The 23,385-nt window shown below is 62.9% G+C and carries 25 protein-coding genes; 5 read left to right on the forward strand and 20 right to left on the reverse strand.

The features are described from left to right. Positions 1-28: 28 nt before the first annotated feature. The 14 genes from EDF61_RS00310 to EDF61_RS00375 form a co-directional block, all read right to left on the reverse strand. Positions 29-280 (reverse strand): hypothetical protein, encoded by a 252-nt coding sequence (locus EDF61_RS00310; RefSeq protein ID WP_133832959.1) that lies wholly within the window; start codon positions 278-280, stop codon positions 29-31. A 135-nt stretch (positions 281-415) separates the two neighbouring features. Continuing rightward, positions 416-877, reverse strand: a complete 462-nt coding sequence (locus tag EDF61_RS00315) for a hypothetical protein (protein ID WP_133832960.1) — start codon at positions 875-877, stop codon at positions 416-418. A gap of 95 nt (positions 878-972) precedes the next feature. Further along, a complete protein-coding gene (gene mtr / locus EDF61_RS00320) occupies positions 973-2,376 on the reverse strand; it encodes a mycothione reductase (RefSeq protein ID WP_133832961.1) in 1,404 nt (467 codons plus the stop codon). 78 nt (positions 2,377-2,454) lie between these two features. Then, a complete protein-coding gene (locus EDF61_RS00325) occupies positions 2,455-3,252 on the reverse strand; it encodes an ABC transporter ATP-binding protein (protein ID WP_133832962.1) in 798 nt (265 codons plus the stop codon). Between the two features lie 30 nt (positions 3,253-3,282). After that, positions 3,283-4,389 carry a FecCD family ABC transporter permease gene (locus EDF61_RS00330; protein WP_133832963.1) on the reverse strand — a complete coding sequence of 369 codons (1,107 nt, stop codon included), beginning with the start codon at positions 4,387-4,389 and terminating at the stop codon, positions 3,283-3,285. Beyond that, positions 4,386-5,639: an MFS transporter gene (locus tag EDF61_RS00335; RefSeq protein ID WP_133832964.1), complete on the reverse strand. Its 1,254-nt coding sequence runs from the start codon at positions 5,637-5,639 to the stop codon at positions 4,386-4,388. Before EDF61_RS00335 ends, EDF61_RS00330 begins: the two co-directional genes overlap by 4 nt. Further along, positions 5,636-6,931 (reverse strand): opine metallophore biosynthesis dehydrogenase, encoded by a 1,296-nt coding sequence (locus EDF61_RS00340; protein ID WP_133832965.1) that lies wholly within the window; start codon positions 6,929-6,931, stop codon positions 5,636-5,638. The genes EDF61_RS00335 and EDF61_RS00340 overlap by 4 nt, the downstream gene beginning before the upstream one ends. A gap of 3 nt (positions 6,932-6,934) precedes the next feature. Beyond that, complete coding sequence (locus EDF61_RS00345; RefSeq protein WP_133832966.1) at positions 6,935-7,765, reverse strand: class I SAM-dependent methyltransferase; 831 nt, start codon at positions 7,763-7,765, stop codon at positions 6,935-6,937. Continuing rightward, the gene (locus EDF61_RS00350; RefSeq protein ID WP_133832967.1) at positions 7,758-8,672 is read right to left on the reverse strand and encodes a histidine racemase CntK family protein; all 915 of its coding nucleotides are present in this window, start codon (positions 8,670-8,672) and stop codon (positions 7,758-7,760) included. Before EDF61_RS00350 ends, EDF61_RS00345 begins: the two co-directional genes overlap by 8 nt. Continuing rightward, positions 8,672-9,691, reverse strand: coding sequence for an ABC transporter substrate-binding protein (locus EDF61_RS00355; RefSeq protein WP_105658181.1), 1,020 nt, complete (start codon positions 9,689-9,691; stop codon positions 8,672-8,674). The genes EDF61_RS00350 and EDF61_RS00355 overlap by 1 nt, the downstream gene beginning before the upstream one ends. Before the next feature lie 236 nt (positions 9,692-9,927). Beyond that, positions 9,928-10,830, reverse strand: coding sequence for an ABC transporter substrate-binding protein (locus EDF61_RS00360; RefSeq protein ID WP_133832968.1), 903 nt, complete (start codon positions 10,828-10,830; stop codon positions 9,928-9,930). Continuing rightward, the gene (locus EDF61_RS00365) at positions 10,827-11,558 is read right to left on the reverse strand and encodes an ABC transporter permease (RefSeq protein ID WP_105658183.1); all 732 of its coding nucleotides are present in this window, start codon (positions 11,556-11,558) and stop codon (positions 10,827-10,829) included. Before EDF61_RS00365 ends, EDF61_RS00360 begins: the two co-directional genes overlap by 4 nt. Beyond that, complete coding sequence (locus EDF61_RS00370) at positions 11,555-12,241, reverse strand: ABC transporter permease (protein WP_133832969.1); 687 nt, start codon at positions 12,239-12,241, stop codon at positions 11,555-11,557. The genes EDF61_RS00365 and EDF61_RS00370 overlap by 4 nt, the downstream gene beginning before the upstream one ends. Then, on the reverse strand, positions 12,238-13,065 hold the full coding sequence (locus EDF61_RS00375; RefSeq protein WP_105658185.1) for an ABC transporter ATP-binding protein: 828 nt from the start codon (positions 13,063-13,065) through the stop codon (positions 12,238-12,240). The genes EDF61_RS00370 and EDF61_RS00375 overlap by 4 nt, the downstream gene beginning before the upstream one ends. A 272-nt stretch (positions 13,066-13,337) precedes the next feature. On the opposite strand from EDF61_RS00375, the gene EDF61_RS00380 reads away from it, so the two are divergent. Further along, positions 13,338-13,577 (forward strand): hypothetical protein, encoded by a 240-nt coding sequence (locus EDF61_RS00380; protein WP_133832970.1) that lies wholly within the window; start codon positions 13,338-13,340, stop codon positions 13,575-13,577. Positions 13,578-13,667: 90 nt separating this feature from the next. Here the strand turns inward: EDF61_RS00380 and EDF61_RS00385 are convergent, their stop codons facing one another. Next, positions 13,668-15,374, reverse strand: coding sequence for a ribonuclease J (locus tag EDF61_RS00385; RefSeq protein WP_105658187.1), 1,707 nt, complete (start codon positions 15,372-15,374; stop codon positions 13,668-13,670). Positions 15,375-15,393: 19 nt separating this feature from the next. After that, a complete protein-coding gene (gene dapA / locus EDF61_RS00390) occupies positions 15,394-16,305 on the reverse strand; it encodes a 4-hydroxy-tetrahydrodipicolinate synthase (protein WP_133832971.1) in 912 nt (303 codons plus the stop codon). A 67-nt stretch (positions 16,306-16,372) separates the two neighbouring features. Here dapA and EDF61_RS00395 point away from each other — a divergent pair, with 67 nt between their 5' ends. Then, the gene (locus EDF61_RS00395) at positions 16,373-17,545 is read left to right on the forward strand and encodes a heparan-alpha-glucosaminide N-acetyltransferase domain-containing protein (protein WP_166650646.1); all 1,173 of its coding nucleotides are present in this window, start codon (positions 16,373-16,375) and stop codon (positions 17,543-17,545) included. Positions 17,546-17,602: 57 nt separating this feature from the next. On the opposite strand, the gene EDF61_RS00400 is transcribed toward EDF61_RS00395, so the two are convergent. Continuing rightward, complete coding sequence (locus EDF61_RS00400; RefSeq protein WP_133832973.1) at positions 17,603-18,055, reverse strand: tetratricopeptide repeat protein; 453 nt, start codon at positions 18,053-18,055, stop codon at positions 17,603-17,605. Next, positions 18,052-18,810: a 4-hydroxy-tetrahydrodipicolinate reductase gene (dapB, locus tag EDF61_RS00405; protein ID WP_133832974.1), complete on the reverse strand. Its 759-nt coding sequence runs from the start codon at positions 18,808-18,810 to the stop codon at positions 18,052-18,054. Before dapB ends, EDF61_RS00400 begins: the two co-directional genes overlap by 4 nt. A gap of 195 nt (positions 18,811-19,005) precedes the next feature. Here dapB and EDF61_RS00410 point away from each other — a divergent pair, with 195 nt between their 5' ends. Together EDF61_RS00410 and EDF61_RS00415 are read left to right on the forward strand one after the other, a co-directional pair. Continuing rightward, complete coding sequence (locus EDF61_RS00410; RefSeq protein WP_105658192.1) at positions 19,006-19,416, forward strand: hypothetical protein; 411 nt, start codon at positions 19,006-19,008, stop codon at positions 19,414-19,416. Positions 19,417-19,531: 115 nt separating this feature from the next. Continuing rightward, entirely contained in the window at positions 19,532-20,242 is a 711-nt protein-coding gene (locus EDF61_RS00415) for an alpha/beta fold hydrolase (protein ID WP_166650647.1), read from the forward strand. Positions 20,243-20,312: 70 nt separating this feature from the next. On the opposite strand, the gene EDF61_RS00420 is transcribed toward EDF61_RS00415, so the two are convergent. Both EDF61_RS00420 and EDF61_RS00425 read right to left on the reverse strand, forming a co-directional pair. Further along, positions 20,313-21,683, reverse strand: a complete 1,371-nt coding sequence (locus tag EDF61_RS00420) for a M16 family metallopeptidase (RefSeq protein ID WP_286134282.1) — start codon at positions 21,681-21,683, stop codon at positions 20,313-20,315. 493 nt (positions 21,684-22,176) lie between these two features. Then, on the reverse strand, positions 22,177-22,668 hold the full coding sequence (locus EDF61_RS00425) for an S-ribosylhomocysteine lyase (RefSeq protein ID WP_133832976.1): 492 nt from the start codon (positions 22,666-22,668) through the stop codon (positions 22,177-22,179). 121 nt (positions 22,669-22,789) lie between these two features. Here EDF61_RS00425 and EDF61_RS00430 point away from each other — a divergent pair, with 121 nt between their 5' ends. Continuing rightward, positions 22,790-23,350: a phosphorylase family protein gene (locus tag EDF61_RS00430; protein WP_133832977.1), complete on the forward strand. Its 561-nt coding sequence runs from the start codon at positions 22,790-22,792 to the stop codon at positions 23,348-23,350. The last annotated feature ends 35 nt before the right edge of the window (positions 23,351-23,385 follow it).

Consider the following 23,385-nt stretch of genomic DNA (forward strand, 5'->3'; position numbering starts at 1 on the left):
TAGATAATCGTCACGTGGCGCCCGGGAACTATTGCGAGTACTCGATCACCAAGGTGTAGCGGCCATTGCCTTCCAGGCAGGCGTGGCTGCCGACTTCGTACCCGGACGCCTTGAAGGCATCCACCGTGGCGGTTTCCATCATGGCGCAGGTAGCGGCGCTGGAGACCTCTTGGGTGTAGGTCGTGCCGCTGGCGTGGGCCCCCGGAATTCCGGCCAGCCCCACCGCCCCGGCCAGCAGGCCGGCCACGGCGCATGCGGCGAGATGGCTCTTGATCTTCATTTGCACTCCTGGTCTGCTTTCGTCCCCGGCGCTTGGGCCAAGCGCCCGCTTCCAAAAGTGCCACAGCACGCCCTGCACTGCCAGCAGCTTCCAGCCAAGATCCAGCCAGCGCCTGGCCGCGGAGCCCGGATGGCCTCAGCCGCGGGCCGCGCAGCGGTTGAGCCCAGCCAGGATAGCGAAGCCCGAGGCAAAGCACACTGCCAGGAACCCCAGGGCCGTGCCTAGGAACGGGGCCGGATCGATTTCGCCCAGGCCCAGCGCGGCTATGGCCAACGCCGGAAGCAGTGCCGCGAGGACCGCGCCGATTCCGGCAGCGGCCGATTGCCTGGCAGCCGTGGCCGGCTGGTTCCCCATGGCCTGGATCTCAATGGCCGCATACGCACCGCTGCAGCAGACAAGCCCCATCAGCACTCCTGCGAGCGCGCCGTAGGCCAAGGGCAGGCCGAGATCACCCAGACCGCTGCCATAGCCGTCCCCGCGGATCGGCCAGAACATCCAGAGCACCGCCAGCGCACCGAGCGCCATGCCCACCCCTGCAGCGATCGCGAACATGCTTCGGGTCATCGAGGCCACGGTCCTTGAAGTTTTCCCATTCATGGCTACAGCCTAGGACGAACAGGCGCTATTTGCTACTGCCTTTCGGGTTCTGCTGCCAGCTATCATCCGTTCGCCGCCGGTCCGAAAAACCGCCGCTAGGAGAAGTCCAGGCCGAGCAATGCGTTCTCGGTGACCTCCGGCAAGGCAGGGTGGATCCAGTACTGCTGCGTGGCGACCTCGCGCACATCCAGTCCGAAGGCCATGACCGTAATCATCTGCTGGATCAGCGTTGAAGCTTGCGGTCCCATGTAGTGCGCGCCCAGCAGCTTGCCGGTTTCCCTATCAGCGATGAGCTTTGCGATACCGGTGCTGTCTTCCATCGCCCAGCCGTAGGCCACATCCCCGTACTTCTGCACCTTGGCGGTAATGGCATGCCCGGCCTCGCGGGCTTCTTCCTCGGTCATTCCGACGTAGGCGATCTGCGGGTGGGTGAAGACCGCCGCCGGCACGTGCTCATGCGGCATCTTCTTCATGTTCTGCGGGTTCAGCAGGTTGTGGCGCACCGCGCGCATTTCCGCGTTGGCCACATGCTTGAGCAAGAATGGCGAGGAAATGTCGCCCAGCGCCCAGATGCCCTCGGCAGACGTCGAACGGCCGTATTCGTCCACGCTGACCCGTCCGTCCTCGGAGTCGATGCCCGCACGGTCCAGATCCAGCTGGTCGCCGTTGGGGATGCGCCCCGTGGCCACAAGCAGCACCTCTGCACTGGCGGTGGAACCGTCATCCAGGGTCAGCTTCACCCCGTCGGGCTCTTGCACGGCGCTGACCATGCTCCTGCCCTGGCGCACGTCATAGCGTTCTGCGGCCATCTGGTTGAATGGCCCGCGCAGATCGGCATCCAGCTGGCGCATGAGCTCGGAACGGGCCAGGATGGTGACCTTGGTGCCCAGTGCTTCGAAAACGTGGGCGAACTCCATGGCAATGTAGCCGCCACCGATGATCACGATGGACTTGGGCCGGCGGGCCAAGCGCATGATGTCCTCGTTGGTGTGGAAGGCTACGCCGGAATCGATGATTTCCTGCGGAATAAACGGGCGCGACCCGGCGGCCAGGACAATCTGGTCCGCGCTGATGGTCCTGGCTTCTGTTCCCTGCCCGGTACGCAGCGTGCGCTCGCCGACAAAACGCGCGTGCTGGTCGTAGACGTCGATATTCGGTGTCTGCCCGCCACGGCGGTAGTCTTCGCCGCCCTGGGCAATGGGATCGATGCGCTTATCGAAGACCCTGCTCACGATGCCTGGCCAGTCCACGGAATTGACCTGGGCATCGATTCCCAGCCGTGCTGCTTGCCTGGTTTCCAGGGCGACGTCTGCGGCGTAGACATACATCTTGGTGGGGATGCAGCCGACGTTCAGGCAGGTACCGCCGAAAGCGCCCTTCTCGATGATGGCAATGGATTTTCCATCGAATTCTGGACCCGGAATAGAGTTGCCAGAACCTGTGCCGAGGATGATCAGATCGTAGTGCTTGTCTGCCTCGATTGCGGCGGAAGACGTCATGGCAGGGGTACCTTTCACGGTCAATGCTGGGGCCCGGCAGGCAGGCGCTTGGCCAATGCTTGCCTACCGGGCAGGCTATCATCCGGGCACTGGAGTGCCACTATGTTGCACCTTGGGCTCATCGGCCAGGCTGAAGACCAGTTGCACGATGCCGTTCACCACCACCTGCTCCGCGTGGATCCCGTAGACCTGCAGCAGCAGCCCAGGGTCCAGCACCTCCTGGGGCGTGCCCGCAGCGATGACCCCGCCGTTGGCCAGCATGACCAGCTTGCTGCAGTAGCGGGCGGCCAGATTCAAATCGTGCAGCACCACCACCGTGGTGGTTCCCAGTTCCCCGACCATGCGCAGCAGCTCATGCTGGTAGCGGATATCCAGGTGGTTGGTGGGTTCGTCCAGAAGCAGGTGCTCGGCCTGCTGGGCCAGTGTCCGGGCAACCAGCACGCGCTGCTTCTCGCCGCCGGACAGGGTCGAGTAGCGGCGGTCGGCCAAATGCCGGGCGCCGACCCGGGACAGTGCCGAAGCAACCGCCTGGTGGTCCTCGCGGGCAAAGGCGGCCAGCGCCTTGCGGTGCGCAACCCTGCCCAGGAGCACCATTTCGGCGACACTGACCGGCAGTTCGCTCGGCGTTTCCTGGGCCACGACGGCAATCCTGCGGGCCAGTTCGTTGCCGCGCAGTCCGCTGACCGGGCGCTCGTCCACGAGCACCAGCCCTGCCGTGGGCCGCAGCGCCGCATAGAGCGTGCGCAGCAGGGTGGACTTGCCGCTGCCGTTGGGGCCGATCAGCCCCACCACTTCCCCGGGGCCTGCCTGCAGCCCCGCCGATTCAATGACCAGCTTTCCGCCATAGCCCACCGAAATATCTGTAGCAGTAATCATGGTTCTTGCCTTCTTCCAGGTCCTTGGTTCCTATTGGGCCGCATTGAGCTTGCGAACCAGCGCGAACAGCAGCGGGGCGCCGAGCAATGCGGTGACGATTCCCAGCGGCAATTCCTGCGGTGCCATGGCCGTCCGGGCCAGCACATCGGCCCAGACCAGGAAGATCGCGCCGAGCAGGGCGGCTACCGGAATCAGGGTGCGGTGCGTGGCACCGACGCACAGCCGGGCTACGTGCGGAATCACCAGCCCGACGAATCCGATGCCGCCGGAGGACGCGACCAGCGCGCCCACGCACACCGCGGTCACCACCATGACGGCCGCACGCAGCTTCGCCGGAGATATTCCCAGCGCTTGCGCGGTGCCATCGCCGATGGCCAGCGCGTCCAGCGGCCGCGACCAATAGGCCAGCAGCGTGGCGGTCCCGATCACCACGATCCAGGTGATCATTGCCGATTGCCCGGTCGCCTGCGCCAGTGAACCCAGCGTCCAGAAAAGCACCGAACGGCCCGCATTGGGATCATCCGAAGCGAAGATCAGCAGCGAGGTGAGCGCGTGCAGCACATAGCCCACGGACACCCCGGCCAGCACCAGCCGGGTGGACGTCATCTCCGAACCGACCCGCGCCAGCAGGTAGACGAAGATCCCGGCGGCCAGCGCCCCGGCAAAGGCGCTCGTCGCCAGCGAGGCCGTGCCGATGCCGGCCGTGGCGCCGAAGAGGATCGCGGCCGCCGAGAGCGTGGAGGCCCCGGAGGTCACGCCCAGCAGGTAGGGCTCGGCCAGGATGTTGCGGGTCAGCGCCTGCAGCGCCACCCCGGCCAGGGCCAGCCCGGCCCCGACGGCGGCACCCAGCAGCACCCGCGGCACGCGCAGCAACAGGACGATGGACTGGTCCGAGGCGCTGAATGCACCAGGTGCGGGCATCCCGGAAAGGTGCGCCTTGAGGATCTGCAGCACGGTGCCCGGCTCGATGGACACCGGGCCGAGCCCTACGGCCACCGGCAAGGTGGCCACGAGTACGGCCAGCAGCCCGGCGATCCACAGCCACGTGTGCCGGGCCCGCCGGTCATGGTCCAGGTCATCGCCGGCGCAGGCCAGCGGTTCCCGGGGTTCTCGCAATGCAGGTTCCAACGGGGTCATGGTTGCCTTTCGGGGGTTTCGCCAATGGAATCGGTGCGCAGGCTCAGTGCCGCAGCCAGCGCAATCAGGGTCAATGCGCCAAGCACGGCAGCGGCGGTCAGGTAGCCGGCGGCGCCCAGCGCCGCTCCGGAGGCTGCTGTGCCCAGGAACAGGCCCAGGGACATGCCGGCCGCGTTCAGGCTCAGCGCGGTGCCGCGCACCTGCGTGCAACGGCTCACCAGCAGGCTCATCACGGCGGCCGAGACCACCGCGTGGCTGGCCGAAAGCACCGCCGTGCCGGCCACCGCCAGCGGCAGCACCGGTGAGAGGTAGACGCCGAACAGCGCCACCAGCGAAATGCCCAGGCTGAAAACCATCACCGCACGGGTGCGCCGCTGCGAATCCCCGGCGTTGAGCATCCGCCCGGCCAGCAGGTGCCCCAGGAAGAAGGCCCCGCCGCTGACCGACCAGATGAACGCGAACCAGCTGGCGGTCAGCGCGAACTTCTCCGCGTACAGCGGGGCCAGGAAGGCCAGGTGCCCCATGAAGGCGCCGGCGCGGCCGAAGGAGACCAGCAGCAGCGCCCGGGCTCCGGGCACGCCGGCCAGGGTGCGGAAGGCAGCCAGGTAGCCCAGCCGGGCTGGAGCCGGAGCCGGGTCTGCCGCGCAGTGCCCGGCGCCGCGGCGGCCGTAGCGCAGCACCGCCGGGATCAGGGCGATGCTGATGGCGGCGATGGCGACCAGGTTTCCCTGCCAGCCCCAGAACATCGCCGGCAGCACCAGCAGCGGCGCGCCGATCGTGGAGGCCAGGGTCTGGGCCGTCATCACCAAGGTGGCTGCCCGGCCCGCGGCCGGGGTGGTGCCGAAGCGGTCCGCGGCCGCGGTGGACAGCGCCGGGTAGAGCAGCGCGTTGGACACCCCGGTGGCCAGGCAGAAAACTGCCAGTGCCGCCAGGCCCGAGAAGGTCCCCGCGATGGCGGCGGCGCCCATCAGCCCCAGCGCCGCGGCGGCCACGGTGCCCGGGGCGATGCGCCCGATCAGCGGGGCCAGCGCAACCCCGGCGAGCACCGCGCCGACGCCGGCCAGCCCGCGCAGGGTGCCGGTTTCGGCATAGCCGGCCCCGGCCCAGTCGGCGATGGGCACCAGGAAGGTGCTCAGCACCGTGAAGGGCAGCAGGCCCAGCGCCGAGGCCAGCAGCGCCGGCCAGATCTCGGCGATGATGCGCCGTTCGCTGGGCAGCTGCTGCGCTGTTTCGACTTCTGGCTGGCTCATGCCGCACTCCCGATTCCGGCGCTGATCATGGCCAGGTCCTCGGCGAAATCCTGCACCGCGAAGGCCGGCGAGCAGCCCTGGCCCTCCCGGGCCGAGGCCGCTTGCATCAGGGCGTCTTCGTAGACGGCGAGCAGCGCGTCGATCATCGGGCAGGCCACGGCCAGTTCCCGGGCCAGGCCGGCGATGATCCTGGTGCGGTAGTAGTCTTCCTTGGGCATCCGCGGCACATCCCACTGGCCCTGGTCATTGCGGAAGACCGGGCGGAAGGCGATGGCCGAGAAGTCGAAGTAGCGGCCCTGCGCGTCGGGTTGCGAGAAGGGGTCGATGAGCAGCGAGGCGTAGCGCACGTAGAGCAGGTACTCCTGCTCGATGGCCGGCAGCTGCTCGAAGCTGGCCGCTTTCCCCGGGTCGATGCTCTGGGGGTGCACCGGATACCCGTCATCGAGCATGAAGGCCAGCAGGTTGACCGGCTGGCCGCCCAGTGCGGCGGTGATGGCCGACAGTTCCCGCCAGGCCTCGGCCATGGAGTGGATCAGCGCCGGGGTGACCGGGCCTTCGGGATAGAGCTTGTAGACGTACTGGACGGGCGGGGCGGGAGCGAAGACCGCGCGCAGCGCCAGCTCGTTGAAGAACAGGGCCGGATGCACGTACAGCGACATGTTCCGCGCCTCGGCTTCAACCGGCGATCCCGCCAGCTGCACTTCGGTGCCGGCCGCGGCATGCACCGCACGCAGCCGCTGCAGCGCGGGCGTGGCCCCGCCAGTGGAGCCGGCGTAGATGCGGGCCTTGGCGCCGGCGGTCAGCACCAGCGCTCCGCCGGTTCCCTCCACCTGCCGGGTGTCCCCCAGATAGCTGGAGAAGCTGATGATTTCCGGGTCGGCGCCGCTGCGGCGGGCGAATTCGCGCACCAGTGCCGCCGAGCCCAGCGTGGGCGAGAGCAGCACGATCCGCGCCAGCGATGCGAGCACCCCCGGCGGCAGTTCGCGCAGCACCGGCAGGTAGGCGTCGGCGGTGGCCGCCAGTACCAGGGTGTCCCAGCCGCCGCGCACCTGCTGGTAGCCGCGGTAGCGGTGCTCGATGCGCACCTGCCCGGCCAGTGCGGCATGGGAGGGGTTTTGCACCTGGACGCGGGCGGTGCCGGCGTTGGCCTCCAGCGCGTCGAAGAAGGCGGCGCAGCGCTGCGAGGCGCGCCCGGCAATGCCCAGTTCCCCGGGCAGCGCCCCGAGCAGCACGGCGCTTTGCACCGCAACCGGTCCGGTTCCGGCAATGAGGATATTTCCCAGTTCATCCATGGGCTAATTGCTTTCCGTTCTCGTGCGCGCCTTGGTGTACAGCGCGATGTCGAAGACCTGCCCGGGCTGGCGGATCGTTCCGTCCAGCTGCCACCGCCGGGGGTCCACTGGTTGCATCGGGTAGTTGAACAGCGACTTCAGCCCGTCGCCGAAGCGCATTGCGACCACCACGTCCTGCCGGGTGCGCGCGTGCAGCTGGTGCAGCAGCTCGTATTTCACGGCCACCGTGGAGCTGAAGACGATGTGCGTGGCCTGCGGCAGGAAGTCCAGCTGGTGGATTTGATCGCCCTGCAGGCCGATGTCCAGGCCCTGCCCCAGCTGCGCCACGACCCGGCGGCCCAGCTCCAGCGCTTCGGGATCGATGTCGATCCCCACGGCGCTGGCCCCGGTGCGCGAGGCCAGGTTCAGCAGGGTCATCGGGAAGGAACCCGAGCCGACCAGCAGCACCTTGGAGCTGGAGTCGGGGGCGACGGCGCCGAATTCCCCGGCGATGCACGATTCGATGTTGGCGAAGTAGCCCTCGGCTCCGCTGCGGCCTTCGAGCAGGCGCAGCGCCCGGTACTTCTCGATGACTGCGACGCAGCGCGCCGATTCGGTGCGCAGCGCCGCCACCAGCGCCGTGCCCTGGTCGGTGGCGGCCATCTGGGCATAGCCCGGTTCATTGGCCGGGTCGGTGACCAGCTGCGCATAGCCGGCCAGCAGCTCTTCGAGCGCCGCCGCGTGCCGCGTCGATCCGTCATAGTCTCGGGCGGCTTCGGCGAACCGTCCGAGGTAGCCGTGCAGCACGCCGGCCAGGCCGGCGGCGGCCTGAGGGGCCAGTGGTGTTTCAGTCATGGATATATGCAGTCCCTTCGGCCACGATGCTTACTTCGGTGCTGATCCGCAGCGCGGTGGCCTTGGCGCGGCTGCCATCGGCGTGCACCTGCACGGTGCCTCCGGGCTGTTTCACGCTGGCATTGACCGGAGCGCCGGCTTTCGTTGCCAGGTAGGCGCCCAGCGCGGCGCTTCCCGAGCCGCAGCTGCCCTCCCAGATGAGGCTGCCCAGCGCCGGGACGCTGACCAGCGGGGCCAGCTGCCCGCGGTCCGGATCGTAGAGCATGATGCCCACGACGGACACCGCTTCGCTGGCGCCCAGGTCCAGGGCCAGCTGCTGCGCATGCCCGCGCAGCTGGGGATCCGAGCCGTCGCATTCGGCGACCAGGTGCACCGCATCGGCGTAGCGCACCAGCCCGGCGCCGGCGACGCCCGGGAACGGGTACGGGTCGATGCGCAGCGGCCAGGGCATCTTCAGCTGGCAGCGGTAGGCGGCACCGGCCGGCTCGACCCGGCAGCCCAGCAGCTGCGCGGCGCCGGAGGCTTCGATCAGCAGCTCAAGCGGGCCGCTGCGGGCGCGGCGCGCGGCCTGCAGCGCGGCCAGCGACATCGCGGCATTGGCGCAGAATTCGCCACCGGCCATGTGCAGCCGGGCCTGGGCCCGGGGCGAGCTGGGAGGCAGGATGAACCCGACTTGCTCGGCGTGCACATGCTCGGCGCGCAGCAGCCGGTCAGCGATACTGCGGTAGTGCGCCGCCGGGTGCCGGCTGGTCACCAGCACGGTGGTATTCGATGCCGGACTGAGCTTGACGAATTCCACGGGGGTGGCGCCCCGGACCAGGCCGCGGTTGGGGCCGCGTCCGTGCCCCGGGCGGGCCACGCGGCGCGATGAGGCCGCTTGCCGGCGCAGCGCCGCTGGCTGGCTCATCAACGGGCCAGCCGGTCGGCGATCAGCTCGACCCCGTCCACTGCCAGCGGACCGGGCGAGGAATAGTAGTAGTTCAGCGGCACGATGGCGCTGTCCTGCTCGATGGCGGGCAATCCGGCCAATTCGGGGCGGTCGCGCAGCGCCTCGATGACCTGCTGGTCGGTTTCCAAGTTCGAGGAGCCTGTCGGCAGGTACATGGCGAAGACCTTGTCGGCGCCGCTGTTCACGAGTTCTTCGGTGGAGGGCTCGAAGTAGCGCTTGGGCACGTCGTTGAAGACGTTCTGAAGGCCAAGCAGTTCCATCTGCTCGGCAACCAGCGATTCATGGCCGTAGGATCCCAAGGTGCCTGCGGTGGGCACGTACAGCGGCATCCCGCGCTGCTGGCTTTCCTGCTTGACGCTGCGCGCGGCTTGCTCGACGCGTGCTCGCATCTGCTGCACGGAGTCCTCGGCCGCCTGCTCGGTGCCGAAGAGCTGACCGTAGGACTGGACGTCCTTGTAGATCTGGTCGAAGCCGCTCAGCCCGCCGGTGGATCGATCCTCGAATCCGGCGCAATATCCACTAACGGTCAGCATCTTCACTCCGGCGCTTTCCAGGCGTTCAGCCAACGAGTCGAGATCGATTCCAGCAGCGATATCGGTGCCGATCACCACGTCTGCTCCCGAGTCCAGGATCATTTCGTAGGAGACATCATGCGAGTCCTCGGTAATCCGCTCCGCGTTGCGCACTGCCGCCATGGTTTCTTCGTCGAAAGGCACCTGCCAGCTGCCTGCGTAGTGCGTGAGCTTGTCTCCCGCTCCAGCAGCAGACAGCAGGGCCGGGGCTTCCGAGCCAACTGCAAGAACGCTGTCCGGCGCCTTGTCGAAGACGACCTGCCTTCCGCAGCTGTCCAGGGAAATGCTCTTGGCGCCGGTGCCCTGCGGTGCACCGCTGGCAGATCCGGCTGGCGCGCTGCATCCGGTGGCCAGGACCAGGATGGCAACCGGCACGGCCAACTTCCAAGGATTGAGTTTTTTCATCTATCAGTGCTCCATTCATGACGGGCAGGCCTCGGCCGCCGATTTCCGGCGAGCTCCTCTGCCAACAGAGCTAAACACTAATGAGAATCATTATCAATTGTCAAAACGAGCAAGCAACGGAATTCCCCTCAGCCAAGCCACTGCCGTTTCCGGACAAGGAAAAGCAGCCGCACTGCCCGTCATTGCGTGGGCGGTGCGGCTGCTGTGAAGCTATATTTTCGTGCTGGTTTGCCGGGCTACAGCCCCTCGGAAGTCAGCCATGCCGAAGCGATGTCGGCGGCAGACTTCTTGTCCACGGTGCTCTGCACGTTGAGGTCCACCAGAACCTGCGCTGTCAGTTTTTCGCTGACCGGGTTCAGGACTTCTGCCAATTCCCCGGATTGATCAGCGGCCACCAATGGCACCACATTCGATGCCAGGAATAGCGACTTCGGGTCCTCAAGAACTACCAAGTCCTCCGTCTGGATCCGCGGATCGGCGGTAAAGACGTTGGCGACATTCACCGTGCCGGCGGCAAGGTCTTCAACGGTCGTGTCGCCAGTTGCCGAGAATTCGGCCTTGACGCCATAGACGCTCTCCAAGCCCTGGGGTCCATAGGGGCGTTGGGCCAATTCAGGTGGGCCGCCCACGGTCAAGGGTTCGGAAATGCCGGCCAGATCCTCGATGCTCGCGACCTTATTGGCTTCAGCGAATTTCTTGGTCACCGTGTAGGAGTCCTGATCCGATGCTGGCGCGGCTTCGAGCACGGCCAATGATTCCGGCAAGGATTCCTTCAGCTCGCTGTACACCTCATCGGCGGAGCGTGCTTCGGTGTCTTCCTTGTAGAACTGCAGCAGGTTGCCGGTGTATTCAGGGAAGACATCAATGCTGCCGTCTTCCAGCTGGGGCATGTAGGCATCGCGCTGCCCGATGCTGAATTTCCGTTCCACTTCCATGCCGGCTCCTTCAAGCGCCTGGGCATAGATCTCAGCAACGATTTCATTGGAATAGTAGGCCTGCGAACCGACAACGATCGATTCTCCCCCCTCCTGGGCAGCATCGCTTTCGGTGGCCAACGGATCCGCACCGGAGCATCCAGCAAGTGCGAGGCTTCCGGCCAGCACGAGAGCACTCGTGGACAAAATCTGCTTGATTTTCATGACATTTCCCTTTCGCGGGTGATTGAGTCATCGGTATCTTGGAAAGTCTTCTTCTTTGAGGGCACGCCCAGCCCGCGGGGTACTGCCGCTTTCTGGGCGATGGCAAATGCCAAATCCAGCACCAAGGCCAGCGCGGCAACCATCAAGGCGCCGCCCAGGACCATGTCGAAGCGCCGCAGGTTCAGACCGGTGATGATGGGCAATCCCAGGCCGCCGAGATTCACGTAGGCGGCAACAGTAACGGTGGCGACCACTTGTAGCACTGCGGAGCGGATCCCGCCTACGAGCAGCGCAAGTCCCAGTGGGATCTCGACTTTGACGAGGATCTGCCATTCGGTCATCCCCATGGCCCGGGCAGCATCGATGGTCTTGCGGTCAATTGCTTCGAAGCCGGTATAGGCTCCGGCCAGCAGTGATGGAATCGCCAGCACGACGAAGGTCAGCATGGCCGCTTCTGGCTTGTGCAGTACCCCCAGAAGCAGCACCAGCAGAATCAGCAGTCCGAAGGATGGCACCGCACGCGCAACGCCGGCCAGCCCGACGGCCAATTCCCTTCCTCGCCCCGTATGCCCAATGGCCCACCCCGCAGGGATGGCAATCGCGCTAGCAATCAGCACAGCAACCACCGTGAACAGCAAGTGCTGCCCCAGCAAGCTAGCCAGTCCCCCATCGCCCTGCCACTGCTCGGGAGCGAAGATCCACGCCAGCGCATCGGAAATCAGATTCATGAGGACACCTTCTGCGTGGATGGCTGCGCTGCAGTTCGTTTTTGCCTGGTGCTCGTTGCAGCCCAAGGCATCAGCCAACGGCCGGCCAGGAGCAACAACAGGTCAACGAGCAACGCGATCGCTGCCACCGCGATGATCCCCGCCAGGACTTCTTCAATGATGCGACGCTGCAGACCGTTGGTGAACAGGTAGCCCAAGTTGGTTACCCCGACCAGGATGCCGACGGTTGCCAGCGAGATGGTGCTGACCGCTGTCACTCGCAGACCAGCCAGAACTACGGGACCGGCCAAGGGAAGGTCGACAGCGAAGAAGCGGCGTGCCGATCCATAGCCCATGGCAGTTGCTGCCGACCTGGTTGCCGGGTCCACCGAGTTCAGCCCATCGACCACGCTGCGCACCATGATCGCTATCGCGTAGATCGCCAAGGCGAGAATGAGATTGGCTTCGCTGATCGCGCTCATCCCGGTGAGTACGGGCAGGATCATCAGCAAAGCCAGCGAAGGGATCGTGTAGAGCAATCCGGTGATGCTCACGACCGGTCCGCGCACCAGTTTGTAGCGCCAGGCCACCCAACCCAGCGGAATCGACAGGATGAATCCGAGAATGACTGCTATCAGGGACTGGCGCAGGTGCTCCAGCGATAGCGAACCAATGAGTCCGAGATTTTCCAGGACCCAGTTCACTGGACAGACCCATCCTCGACCAGCTTGCCTTGAGTCCGGCCTTGCGCATCAACCAGGACGGTTCCGTGCTCCGTCTGCTTCAAGCTCAGCGCCCGTGCCCCACGCTGCGCACCAATGAAGGAGGCGACAAAATCATTGGCTGGATTTTCAATGATCTCGCTGGGGCTGCCAACCTGGAGCTTCTGTGCGCCCGCCGCCAGAATTACCACCTGGTCCCCCAGGAGGAAGGCTTCATCAATATCGTGGGTGACAAAAACAATGGTCTTATCGAGTTCTCTTTGGAGACGAAGCAATTCTTCTTGCAGCTCGGCGCGAACGATAGGGTCCACGGCGCCGAAGGGCTCGTCCATGAGCAGGATGTTCGGATCGGCGGCCAGCCCGCGTGCCACGCCAACGCGTTGCTGCTGGCCTCCAGAGAGCTGATGCGGATACCTGTCGGCCATGGAGCCGGCCAGCCCAACCGTGCCCATCAGTTCCAAGGCACGCGCTCGTGATGCCTTGCTCGTTTCACCCATGAGCCGCGGCACGGTCGCAATGTTCTGTGCGACAGTGAAATGAGGCAGCAGGCCGGAGTTCTGCATCACGTAGCCGATGCTGCGGCGGAGGCCCACCGCCGGCTTGCTGGCGATGTCCTCGCCGTCGATACGCAGCGTACCGCTGCTCGGATCAACCATGCGGTTGATCATCCGCAGCAATGTTGTCTTGCCGCAGCCTGAGGAACCTACGAAGACTGTGGTGCGGTGTGCCGGAATTTGCAGGCTGAAATCCTTGACGGCAACGGTGCCATCCGGATAGTGCTTGGAAACGTTATCGAACTCAATCATGCACATTCCTCCACAGCGGCTTCGATCCAACCCATTGGGTGATGCCCGGGCATATTTCGTCTCCTTGAGCTGGCGTTGAGCCCAATTCTGCCTTAAAAGTGCTGTGACAGCACCAGATGTCCGGGAAATAGCCAGTTTCAGGCTGCGTGGTGGTTCCCGGTTTCCTTCGGGAACATCGGTAGAGTCAGTGAAAATCATCTTTACTGCATTTGGAGAAGACCTTGCGCATAAGCTCAATTGGCATCGCGACAGCAACCTTAATCGTTGGCGCCATGGCACTCTCATCACCGGCACTCGCTGGCCAGCAAGACGTCGCCCCATCCGGTGATTGGGACAGCTCAGTGTCCATGGAAGCCCGCACCGGCGAGGTGCTGGAGCAGATCGATATGGACCAGTGGGATTCGGTCGTCGTAGTAGACGCGCAAACAGGGCAAATCCTGCCGCAAAGTCCCGCCCCGGCAATCGAGCTCGATGACTCGCCAAGTCCTGCATACCTGGGCTTCTTTGGCTGACGCTTGAGCTGTCGTGCATGCCTTGCGCTTGATTTCCCATAAAAATATTGCCTCGAACCTTAATTGGTTCGAGGCAATATTTTTGGAAGCCTAGGCTTCGAGCACTACAGGAACGATCATTGGGCGGCGACGCAGCTTGCGCGATACCCACGAGCCGATCACGCGGCGCGTGATCTGCTGCAGCTGGTGCGTGGAGTGGTTCGGGTTGTTGCCCACCGCTTCCATAATCGCAGCTGCGATCTTCGGCTTGATCTCGTTGAAGACCGAGTCCTCTTCGGCTACACCACGTGCGTGGATGTCCGGGCCGGAGATGATCGTGCCGTTCTGGCGGTTGATCACGGTGATGACCGAGATGAAGCCTTCTTCACCCAGGGTGACGCGGTCCTTCAGGTCATCATCGGTGATGGTGCCGACCTTGGAACCGTCAACGTAGACGTAGCCGCATTCGACCTGGCCAACGAGCTTTGCTACGCCGTCCTTCATGTCGATGACCGAGCCGTCGTCTGCCAGCAGCACGTTGTCCTCCGGGACACCGGCCTGCGCGGCCAGGCGGCCGTTGGCAATCAGGTGGCGGGTTTCGCCGTGCACCGGAAGCACGTTCTTCGGGCGCAGGATGTTGTAGCAGTAGAGCAATTCGCCAGCCGATGCGTGACCGGAAACGTGGACCTTGGCCATGCCCTTGTGGATGACCTCGGCACCCAAGCGCATCAGGCCGTTGATCACGCGGAAGACCGAGTTCTCATTGCCCGGGATCAGGCTGGAGGCCAGGATGACGGTGTCGCCCGGGTTGATCTGGACCTTGTGCTCGCCGTTGGCCATGCGGGACAGTGCAGCCATCGGCTCGCCCTGCGAACCGGTGGACATCAGCACGACCTTGTGGTCTGGCAGCGAATCGATCTGCTTCAGGTCGACCAGGACACCCTGTGGCACTTCGAGGTAGCCCAAGCGTTCGGCGATGCCCATATTGCGCACCATCGAGCGGCCGATGAAGGCCACCTTGCGGCCGTGCACCGCTGCGGCGTCCAGAACCTGCTGCACGCGGTGGACGTGCGAGGAGAACGAAGCGACGATGATGCGGCGGCGGGCGCGCGCGAACTTGGCCTCGAGTACCGGGCCGATTTCGCGTTCGGCAACGGTGAAGCCCGGAACTTCGGCGTTGGTGGAGTCCGGCAGGAACAAGTCCACGCCTTCCTCGCCCAGGCGCGCGAAGTGGCGCAGGTCGGTGATGCGGCCGTCAAGTGGCAGCTGGTCCATCTTGAAGTCGCCGGTGTGCAGCACGGTACCGGCTTCGGTGCGCAGGAATACTGCCAAGGCATCCGGGATCGAGTGGTTCACAGCTACGAACTCGCATTCGAAGTTGCCAACCTGCGCGATCTCGCCCTCCACCACGATATTGGTGTTGGCCTTGATGCGGTGTTCTGCCAGCTTTGCTTCGACGAAGGCCAGGGTCAGCTTCGACCCGTACAAAGGGATGTCTTCGCGCAGGCGCAACAGGTACGGAACAGCACCGATGTGGTCCTCGTGGCCGTGGGTCAGCACGAGGCCCACCACGTCGTCCAAGCGGTCCTTGATGTAGGAGAAGTCTGGCAGGATCAGATCCACGCCAGGCTGGTGCTCCTCGGGGAAGAGCACGCCGCAGTCGATGATCAACAGTTTCCCGTTGAGTTCGAAAACGGTCATGTTTCGGCCGACCTCGCCCAAGCCGCCGAGGGGAACAATTCGCATTGTTCCCTTCTTCAGCTTCGCCGGAGTCTGCATACGCGCAGCGTCAGCCTTGCCTACTGAACTCTCAGTCATATGTGGTTAGTCCCTTTCGTTACAGATCCCATCCACCTTCACGTAGGTCCGCGCGGATGGCATCGAGCTCTGCGTCCGACGGTGCCAACAGCGGCAGTCGGACGACGGTGTTCGGCAGGACACCCTGCCAGTGAAGTCCATATTTTGCGGCCACGGCGCCCTGAATGTGGCCCATGATGCCGCGCTGGATCGCGTCCAGCTCAAAGTGTGTGGTGCGTGCAGTCGCCAGATCTCCTGCATGCATTGCATTAACAAGCGTACGGTACTTAGCGGCCGCAACGTGAGCGGTGACCGAAACCACGCCGACAGCACCTGCCGCCATCAGCGGCAAAGTCAGCCCATCGTCGCCGGAGTACACGTGCAGATCGGTTGTGGCCAGCACGGTGGTGGTGGACTGGTAATCCGCCTTGGCGTCCTTCAGCGCAATGACCTGAGGAATCCTGGACAGCTCAATGATGGTCTCGGGCGCCAGCGCGATGCCGGTGCGTCCCGGGATGTCGTAGAGCATGATGGGCAGCTCAACGGCTTCGGCGATGGCCTCGACGTGGGCGATGACGCCGGCCTGGCTTGGCTTGTTGTAGTAGGGGGTGGTCAACAGCACACCGTCTACGCCCGCTTCCTTGGCAGCCAGCGAGAGCTTGATGGAGTGACGGGTGTCGTTGGTAGTGGAACCGGCCAGCACTGCGACACGGTCCCCCACCGCCTCGGCGACGGTACGGAACATCTCGATGTTCTCTTCATCGGTCAGGGTCGAGGTCTCGCCGGTGGTACCGGTGACGACCAGTCCGTCGCAGCCATCATCAACCAGCTTCGTTGCCAGTTTGGCAGCCATCGCGTAATCGACTTCACCCGCTTCATCGAAGGGCGTGACCATAGCGGTCAGCACGGTACCGAACGGGTATGCCTGATTATCAATTGCACTTGTAGCCATGGCATTAAATCTACACTCGCGCATGTTGCAATGGCATCCCCCGCGCAATTCGTGGTGCGATGATTCCATGAACGATTTGGGTAGTTCCCAGCGGTTGCTGGGCGTGGACGCGGCACGGCTTGCCGCCATCCTCGGGATGTTCGCCGCGCACGTTTTCGCGCTCTATGAAACCAGCGGCGCACCCGCCTACTCCCCAACATTTACCGGGACTTTCGCCTCCGGCCGAGCATCTGTCCTGTTCATGGTGCTGGCGGGTTTATCCCTGGTTCTGCTCTCGAAATCCTTGGCTCGAAAGGGCTTTTCCCACCCTAAGGTTTACTCAGTCCTTGTGCTGAGAGCATTAATTATTGCCGTGCTCGGAATGGCAATTGGGTCAGTAAATGAAGCCATCGCGGTCATTCTTGTCCACTATGGGCTACTGTTTCTATTGCTTCCACTAGCGCTGAAGCTGTCGAGAATAACCATTTGGGTAGTCTCGGCCCTTTGGCTGCTGCTTATGCCGGTTCTTTGGCGACCGCTTGCCAGCAACTGGATTGCGGACTCGCTGGGCCATAATCCGAGCTTCGGCGACATTCTCACCCCGCAACTGCTCCTCAAGGATCTAACGGTCACCGGATACTACCCATTGATGGTCTGGTTCGGTTTCGGCCTTCTTGGAATAGCCATTGCAAGATGCAACCTGCACAGCACGAGGACCGCGAGTCTGCTTGCATTGGGCGGTTCGATTATCGCGGCGGCAACCCAATGGGTGGGCCATTCGGTGAGCATGCAAAATGCCGGGCTCATAGCCCGTGAACTGGGCCTGGAGGTATCCCTCGTTCCCACAATGATCACCACCGGGCGTTTGCCGGGCGCCAACCTGGATCCATTCCTGGACAATCCAGCCTATCTCTGGCTGCCGACCGGTCACAGCAATTCTTCGCTCTCAACGCTGCACAACGCCGCCTGCGCTGTCGCTATCATCGGCCTGCTCCAGCTGATCATTGGTCGTCTGGGTGCGCTCGGCCGGATTCTGGCTGGCGCCGGCCGGGCCCCGCTGACCCTGTATGCAGGGCACATTATCTTGCTGCCGGCGCTGAAAGAGCACTTGGACCCAATGGCCATTTGGTGGGTTCTCTGTGCAACGACGGCCGTCTTCGGAATTTGGCTTGGCTTCAGCAAGGCCTCTGGCCCTTTGGAATATGGCGTCCGGGTGTTTAGCGGAGCTGACAGCACCCCCGAGACGAAGAGCAAATTCTAGAGCGATGGCCCGGACTCTCGTGAGTCCGGGCCATCAATAGGATGCTGTTTTATGCAATTACTGGCTGACCTTCTGGTCTGCTCGCCAGAATTCGATCGCAGTACGCATGGATTTGCGGGCGCGCGGCTTGTCACCGCAGGCTTCATACGCCAGTGCCAGACGGTACCAGGATTTCCATGATTCCGGGTTCTCTTCCACATCCTGCTGATGGATAGGGAAATCAGCGTCGGCGGCCGAACGGAGGAAACGTCCCGACGGCATGCGGGGAAGATCCTCTGGCAGCTCACCTGAGGCGGCCAAGGACTTGCCCATTTTCTCAGTGCGCAGCCCGAAGAGCACCTCGCGAATGAGGATCCAGACGCACAGTGCAGGAATAACCAGGATTGCAATGCCCATGACCTGCGCGACCAGTTCCCCGGTTTTTAGCAGACGGATCGCCTGGGTGAAGGTCATTCCAATGTACAGCGCGAACAGCAGCAGAATGCCGCCTACCCAAAGTTTCGTTTTCACTGGCCCAGCTCCAGGAAGCCATCAAGGCCATAGGTCAGGCCCGGGCGGGAGCCAACAGTACGCAGGCCCAGGAGAACGCCTGGCATGAACGAGGCACGGTCGAAGGAATCATGGCGCAAGGTGAACTGCTCCCCCGGGCCGCCAAAGAGCACTTCCTGGTGGGCTACGAGGCCGCGCAGGCGTACCGAATGAACGTTGATTCCATCGACGACTGCGCCACGGGCGCCATCGAGCTGGGTCTCGGTAGCGTCCGGGCTCGCGGGGACTCCAGCGGCTTCACGCGACTTCGCGATCAGTTCAGCGGTACGCACCGCGGTGCCGCTAGGCGCGTCCACCTTATTCGGATGGTGCAGCTCAATGATCTCTACGGATTCGAAGTACTTGGCGGCCGTAGCCGCGAAAGCGCTGGCGAGCACCGAGCCCAGGGCGAAGTTGGGCGCAATCAGCACACCTGCCTGCGGATGCTTGCCCAGCAGCCCTTCCAAATTCGCGCGGCGATCATCATCCCAGCCAGTGGTGCCAACCACTGCATGAAGCCCGTTCTCGACGGCAAAATGCACATTGGCCTCGGTGGATGCCGGCACAGAAAGGTCAACGATGTGCGTTGCTCCGGCTTCAAGGATCTGCGACAAATCGTCGCCTCTTCCCAAGCTTGTTACCAATTCCATGTCTGCAGCCTCAGTTACGGCCTTGACCGCTTCCGAGCCCATTCGTCCGGCCGCGCCGAGCACGGCCACCTTGATCTGTGCACTCATGGGCTTAAGCCTATCGCCCTGCAGGCACCTGCCTTGCCAACGATTACGTGATCCCACGCGAGTTTTGCAGCGAATACCCTGAGGCGAGTTCCCAGATATTTGCTTCTGCTTGCTCCCTACGGCCAGCCCAACTTGTTTTGCCTAGCAAATAGGGGAAAAATATGTGTCAGGAGTCTCCAAGTAGTAAGCAGGGCCATGGGTCAGAAAATTAAGCGCTTTGGTTTCGGCATCGGCGCAACGCTTGTCGCGACCTTTGCAATCACTTCCTGCGGTTCAGGCGATGAACCGATCACCCTGTCCGATGACGAGCGAGCAACTATTACTGATGTCGTCCAAGAACAGGGAACGGTCATCGATTCGCCGACTTGCCAGGTTGAGGTTTTCCGTATCGAGGACTCCACGACCTACGGCTGGGCTACTTGCGCACCCGATAGCCAGGACTCGGCGGACACCGCTGCCCAGGCGGATGCCTTCCCGTTCCGCATTGACGGGCAGGAACTGCGCCGTCCAGATGACGGTTCCAAATACGAGGAAGGCGTGCAGGAGCTCTTCCCGGAAGACCTTCGTTCCGCTATTACCCAGCATTCGACCGGGGCGGGCGGTTAATTCCTTTTTGCCTGTCTCGCCATTTCAGGTGAGCGTGCCGATTTTCCCTACCGATAGTGTGTGCGCACTTTTCGCACGATGAAAGGCTGGCGTGCGCCACGATTACTTTGGGCAATTGCCCGAATCCCTCAGGACCAGGCTTTCGGTTCGTGTCGCGGGCCATGGCCCTGACGTGGTGCTGATTCACGGGCTCGGAGCATCCAGCCGCTATTTCACTCCGCTGGCCAACATCTTGGCTAAGAAGTATCGAGTGATCGTTCCCGAACTTCCAGGCCACGGCAAGAATCTGGATGATGGCCGCCCGGTGACCGTACCGCGTTTCGCGCACGAAGTAGCATTGGCGTTGCGCGAGCTGAAGGTTGAGAACGCTATCGTCCTCGGGCATTCCATGGGCGCGCAGGTTTCCATTGAGCTAGCTCGCGCGTGGCCGGATCTGGTCAAGCACCTGGTCATTGCAGCTCCTGCGGTCAACGACCGTGAAGCGACGCTGTTCAGGCAGGCCCGCCGGCTCTTTGAAGATTTCCCGCACGAGTTGAACTCGGTGAAGGCAATATTGCTCGTCGATTACCTGCGCTGCGGCATCCCATGGTGGGCCAAAAGCTGCGCCCAGATGCTGGACTACTCCACCGTTGAATTGCTTCGTACGGTCCAGTGCCCGATTGATGTCGTGTGCGGCACCCGGGATCCGCTGTCTCCACCGGAGTTCGGTCTTCGCCTGGTCGCAAGAACACCGCAAGCCAAGCTCACTGTCATGCATCAGGGTGCACATGGGTTCAATTTCTCTCATGCGCCCGAGCTTGCCGCGCTAGTAGATGCCGCGGCATGACCCAGAGAAAACGGTCATGCCCCTGGAATCGAAATCCTCAGATTCGATTCCAGGGGCACGGCACCCAGCTCTAGAGGCCCAAGTCGGCTTCACTTTCAAACGGTCCCACCACGGTGATCACTCGATCCTTGGAGGCCAGTTCCTGGGCCAGATCCTGAACTTCCTGGGCCGTGACGGCATTGACGCGAGACAGTGCTTCGTCGATGTCCTGGAATTCTCCGGTAATCATTTCTGCCCGGCCCAAACGGGACATGCGGCTTCCTGGATCCTCCAGAGCCAGCACCGTTCCACCAGATAGCTGGCCCTTGGCCTGCGCCAATTCAGTTTCGGTGATGCCGTCCTTGGCCAACCGATCAAGCTCGGCCCCCAGCAGCCCGATAACCTGAGCGGCTTTAGCCGGGGCGCAGCCCGCGTACATGCCAAAGTAGCCGGCATCGGTGTAGGCGGCGGAGAAGGAGTAGGTCGAGTACACCAGTCCACGCTTCTCGCGAATTTCCTGGAACAACCTTGAGCTCATGCCGCCGCCGAGAACAGCGTTCAGCACTGCGAGAACCTGACGGCGGTCATCATGGCCGGTGATGCCGGAGCATCCCATGATGATGTTGGCTTGCTCGCCCGGACGGTTGATTACTTCCAGCCCGGCCTTCGAAGTGATCTGCGCTGGTTCACCCATGCGGCGTGGTTCTGGCACAGCCATCGGGTCCAGTTCCCAGCCTGCTTCGGTCAGCGCCTTGAGAAGCAGCTCGCACAGCTTGTCGTGCTCCAGGGATCCGGCGGCAGTAACAATCAACTCGCTTGGGCGGTAGTGCGCACGATAGTGCTCCATGACTGCCTCGCGGGAGATCTCCATGATCTCTTCAGGAGTTCCTCCAATGGGACGCCCCAATGGGTGATCGCCCAAGACATTGGCAACGAACCGCTCGTGGGCGACATCCATCGCGTCATCTGCATCCATGGCCAGCTCCTCGATGATCACCCCGCGTTCCTGCTCCAGTTCCTGCGGGTCGATAACTGCCGAGGTGACCATGTCGGCGATGACCTCAAGGGCCATTGGCAGCTCCGTGTCCAGGACGCGGGCGTAATAGCAGGTCGATTCCTTGGCGGTGGCTGCGTTTGATTCGCCGCCCACGGCATCGAAGGACTGGGCGATTTCCAAGGCAGTGCGCTTGGCAGTGCCCTTGAACAGCAGGTGCTCCAGGAAGTGCGTGGAGCCGAAGTGCCCTGATTCCTCGTCGCGGGAACCGACCGGTACCCAGAAGCCCACTGTGGTGGACCGCTGTCCGGGCATCGCTTCTGTCAGGACTCGTACGCCACCGGGCAGGATGCTGCGCCGGACTTCAGAGCCGCCTTCGCCTCGGTGGACCAACGTCGGGTCCGCCGGGTCAATCGGAGAAAACTGCGCGGTCTCCACCGAATGCAACGGCAATGGAATCATGGCCACGAATATACGTCCTTAAGTCGTCGAGAATAGCCATTTCAAGCTAAGTACACTGTCTTTCATTCTCCCATAGAACCGCGGTTTGAAAGCAATAGCCCAGTGGTGACGGAGCCATCACATTCTAGGAAAATAGGCGATCGGATCGGGCCTGCGCAAATACGCTCCAGCTAGTTCAGCGGACTACGTTGCGTCAAGATATCCGCGCTGCTCTGCGTCAGCGCGCGCTGGGGTCTGCAGCTCCGGGTCGCTAGATGCGCCGGCAAGATAAACAGTGCTCTCTGCATCAAAATTCACGCATCCGCTGATAGCTAGTGTCCTGGCGTCTAGTGCCGCGGCCAAGAAGCTAATTTTGCGCATAGCGTCCTTGCTGCCGACGGGACGCTGCGAATCTGCGTTTTGACGGCCAGCGTTTCCACTTGGCGAAGGGACGGCTAAGAAAGAAAATCCCGCACGTTCCAAATGGAACACGCGGGATTTTCAGATCTCAAGCTATAGCCTAGGCAAGCTTGGAACGATCGAATGCATCAAGGCTGATGCCCTGCTCCAGGACGACCTTGGCCCACTCGCGAGCCGAGTGCAGGGAATGGTCGCGGTAGTTGCCACAGCTGACGGCTTCGGTTCCGGGTACGTCTTCCCAGGTAACCTTCTGCGCGATATCTTCCAGCGAACTCTTGATGGCTGCGGCGACGACCTCTGGGGTTGGCTCGCCCCACAAGATCATGTGGAAGCCGGTGCGGCAGCCAAATGGCGAGAAATCGATCAGGCCATCGATGCGGGTACGCAGCAGGCCAGCCATGGTGTGCTCGATGGTGTGCAAACCTGCCGTGGGAATCTCACCGTGGTTTGGCTGTACTAATCGGATGTCGTAGTTGGAGAGGGCGTCTCCCTTGGGACCGTGCTCAACCCCGATCTTGCGCACATACGGAGCCTTGACCTTGGTGTGGTCCAGTGCAAAGCTTTCAACTTCAGCAAGTTCAATATCACTCATATGCAAAGTCTATCTGCTCACCGTCTGGCGAATCGAGAGCATATCGCGGGAGGTAACCGATAGACTTCTTAGGACGTTCGGGGCACCAATCCCCGAACTGATTTCTTTAGAGGGGAAGTTCATGTCGGACCAGAAGTCCTTGCTCGTCTTTGCGCATGCAGACGAAGCCGTAGCCTTTGCAGATGTCGAGCACCTGATTTCCGGTGTTGGCAAGGTCAATGCGTCGGTAGCCTTGGCTGGCGCGCTTGCTGAAGGCAACATCAAAAACGTCGTCGTGCTTGGCACCGCTGGCGTTGTTGGCCATGCCGGCGAAGACCGTCCGAGCTTGGACACCATTTACCAGATCACCAAACTGATCCAGCATGATTTCCCGCTGCCCTCGGCAGATGCGGACCCTACCGGTCCAATCCTGCTTCCTGATTTCCAGGTCACCATGGCTACCGGCGATGTGTTCGTCTCGAATGACGAGCAGCGTATCCACATCAACTCCTTGGGCGCCTCGTTGGTCGATATGGAGGGCTACGCCTACGCAAGCATTTGCCAGCGCTTCAACGTGCCGCTGCAGATCTTCAAGATCCCTTCCGATTACGCGGATGATTCGGCGTCGATCGACGAATGGGATGACATCGCCAAGCAGAAGAGCGTCCAGCTGCGCGAGTTCTACGACAAGCACCTTAGCTAGCCAGGGCAGCGTGGCGCAGTGGAAATGCCTTGCGC

This window comes from Arthrobacter sp. JUb115, from assembly GCF_004365035.1.
GTDB lineage: Bacteria > Actinomycetota > Actinomycetes > Actinomycetales > Micrococcaceae > Glutamicibacter.

What these genes read in the sequence shown, in the direction of transcription:
- EDF61_RS00310 (WP_133832959.1), bottom strand. Translation starts at nt 280, where the DNA reads ATGAAGATCAAGAGCCATCTCGCCGCATGCGCCGTGGCCGGCCTGCTG.
- EDF61_RS00315 (WP_133832960.1), bottom strand. Translation starts at nt 877, where the DNA reads ATGAATGGGAAAACTTCAAGGACCGTGGCCTCGATGACCCGAAGCATG.
- mtr (WP_133832961.1), bottom strand. Translation starts at nt 2,376, where the DNA reads ATGACGTCTTCCGCCGCAATCGAGGCAGACAAGCACTACGATCTGATC.
- EDF61_RS00325 (WP_133832962.1), bottom strand. Translation starts at nt 3,252, where the DNA reads ATGATTACTGCTACAGATATTTCGGTGGGCTATGGCGGAAAGCTGGTC.
- EDF61_RS00330 (WP_133832963.1), bottom strand. Translation starts at nt 4,389, where the DNA reads ATGACCCCGTTGGAACCTGCATTGCGAGAACCCCGGGAACCGCTGGCC.
- EDF61_RS00335 (WP_133832964.1), bottom strand. Translation starts at nt 5,639, where the DNA reads ATGAGCCAGCCAGAAGTCGAAACAGCGCAGCAGCTGCCCAGCGAACGG.
- EDF61_RS00340 (WP_133832965.1), bottom strand. Translation starts at nt 6,931, where the DNA reads ATGGATGAACTGGGAAATATCCTCATTGCCGGAACCGGACCGGTTGCG.
- EDF61_RS00345 (WP_133832966.1), bottom strand. Translation starts at nt 7,765, where the DNA reads ATGACTGAAACACCACTGGCCCCTCAGGCCGCCGCCGGCCTGGCCGGC.
- EDF61_RS00350 (WP_133832967.1), bottom strand. Translation starts at nt 8,672, where the DNA reads ATGAGCCAGCCAGCGGCGCTGCGCCGGCAAGCGGCCTCATCGCGCCGC.
- EDF61_RS00355 (WP_105658181.1), bottom strand. Translation starts at nt 9,691, where the DNA reads ATGAAAAAACTCAATCCTTGGAAGTTGGCCGTGCCGGTTGCCATCCTG.
- EDF61_RS00360 (WP_133832968.1), bottom strand. Translation starts at nt 10,830, where the DNA reads ATGAAAATCAAGCAGATTTTGTCCACGAGTGCTCTCGTGCTGGCCGGA.
- EDF61_RS00365 (WP_105658183.1), bottom strand. Translation starts at nt 11,558, where the DNA reads ATGAATCTGATTTCCGATGCGCTGGCGTGGATCTTCGCTCCCGAGCAG.
- EDF61_RS00375 (WP_105658185.1), bottom strand. Translation starts at nt 13,065, where the DNA reads ATGATTGAGTTCGATAACGTTTCCAAGCACTATCCGGATGGCACCGTT.
- EDF61_RS00380 (WP_133832970.1), top strand. Translation starts at nt 13,338, where the DNA reads ATGGCACTCTCATCACCGGCACTCGCTGGCCAGCAAGACGTCGCCCCA.
- EDF61_RS00385 (WP_105658187.1), bottom strand. Translation starts at nt 15,374, where the DNA reads ATGACTGAGAGTTCAGTAGGCAAGGCTGACGCTGCGCGTATGCAGACT.
- dapA (WP_133832971.1), bottom strand. Translation starts at nt 16,305, where the DNA reads ATGGCTACAAGTGCAATTGATAATCAGGCATACCCGTTCGGTACCGTG.
- EDF61_RS00395 (WP_166650646.1), top strand. Translation starts at nt 16,373, where the DNA reads ATGAACGATTTGGGTAGTTCCCAGCGGTTGCTGGGCGTGGACGCGGCA.
- dapB (WP_133832974.1), bottom strand. Translation starts at nt 18,810, where the DNA reads ATGAGTGCACAGATCAAGGTGGCCGTGCTCGGCGCGGCCGGACGAATG.
- EDF61_RS00410 (WP_105658192.1), top strand. Translation starts at nt 19,006, where the DNA reads ATGGGTCAGAAAATTAAGCGCTTTGGTTTCGGCATCGGCGCAACGCTT.
- EDF61_RS00425 (WP_133832976.1), bottom strand. Translation starts at nt 22,668, where the DNA reads ATGAGTGATATTGAACTTGCTGAAGTTGAAAGCTTTGCACTGGACCAC.
- EDF61_RS00430 (WP_133832977.1), top strand. Translation starts at nt 22,790, where the DNA reads ATGTCGGACCAGAAGTCCTTGCTCGTCTTTGCGCATGCAGACGAAGCC.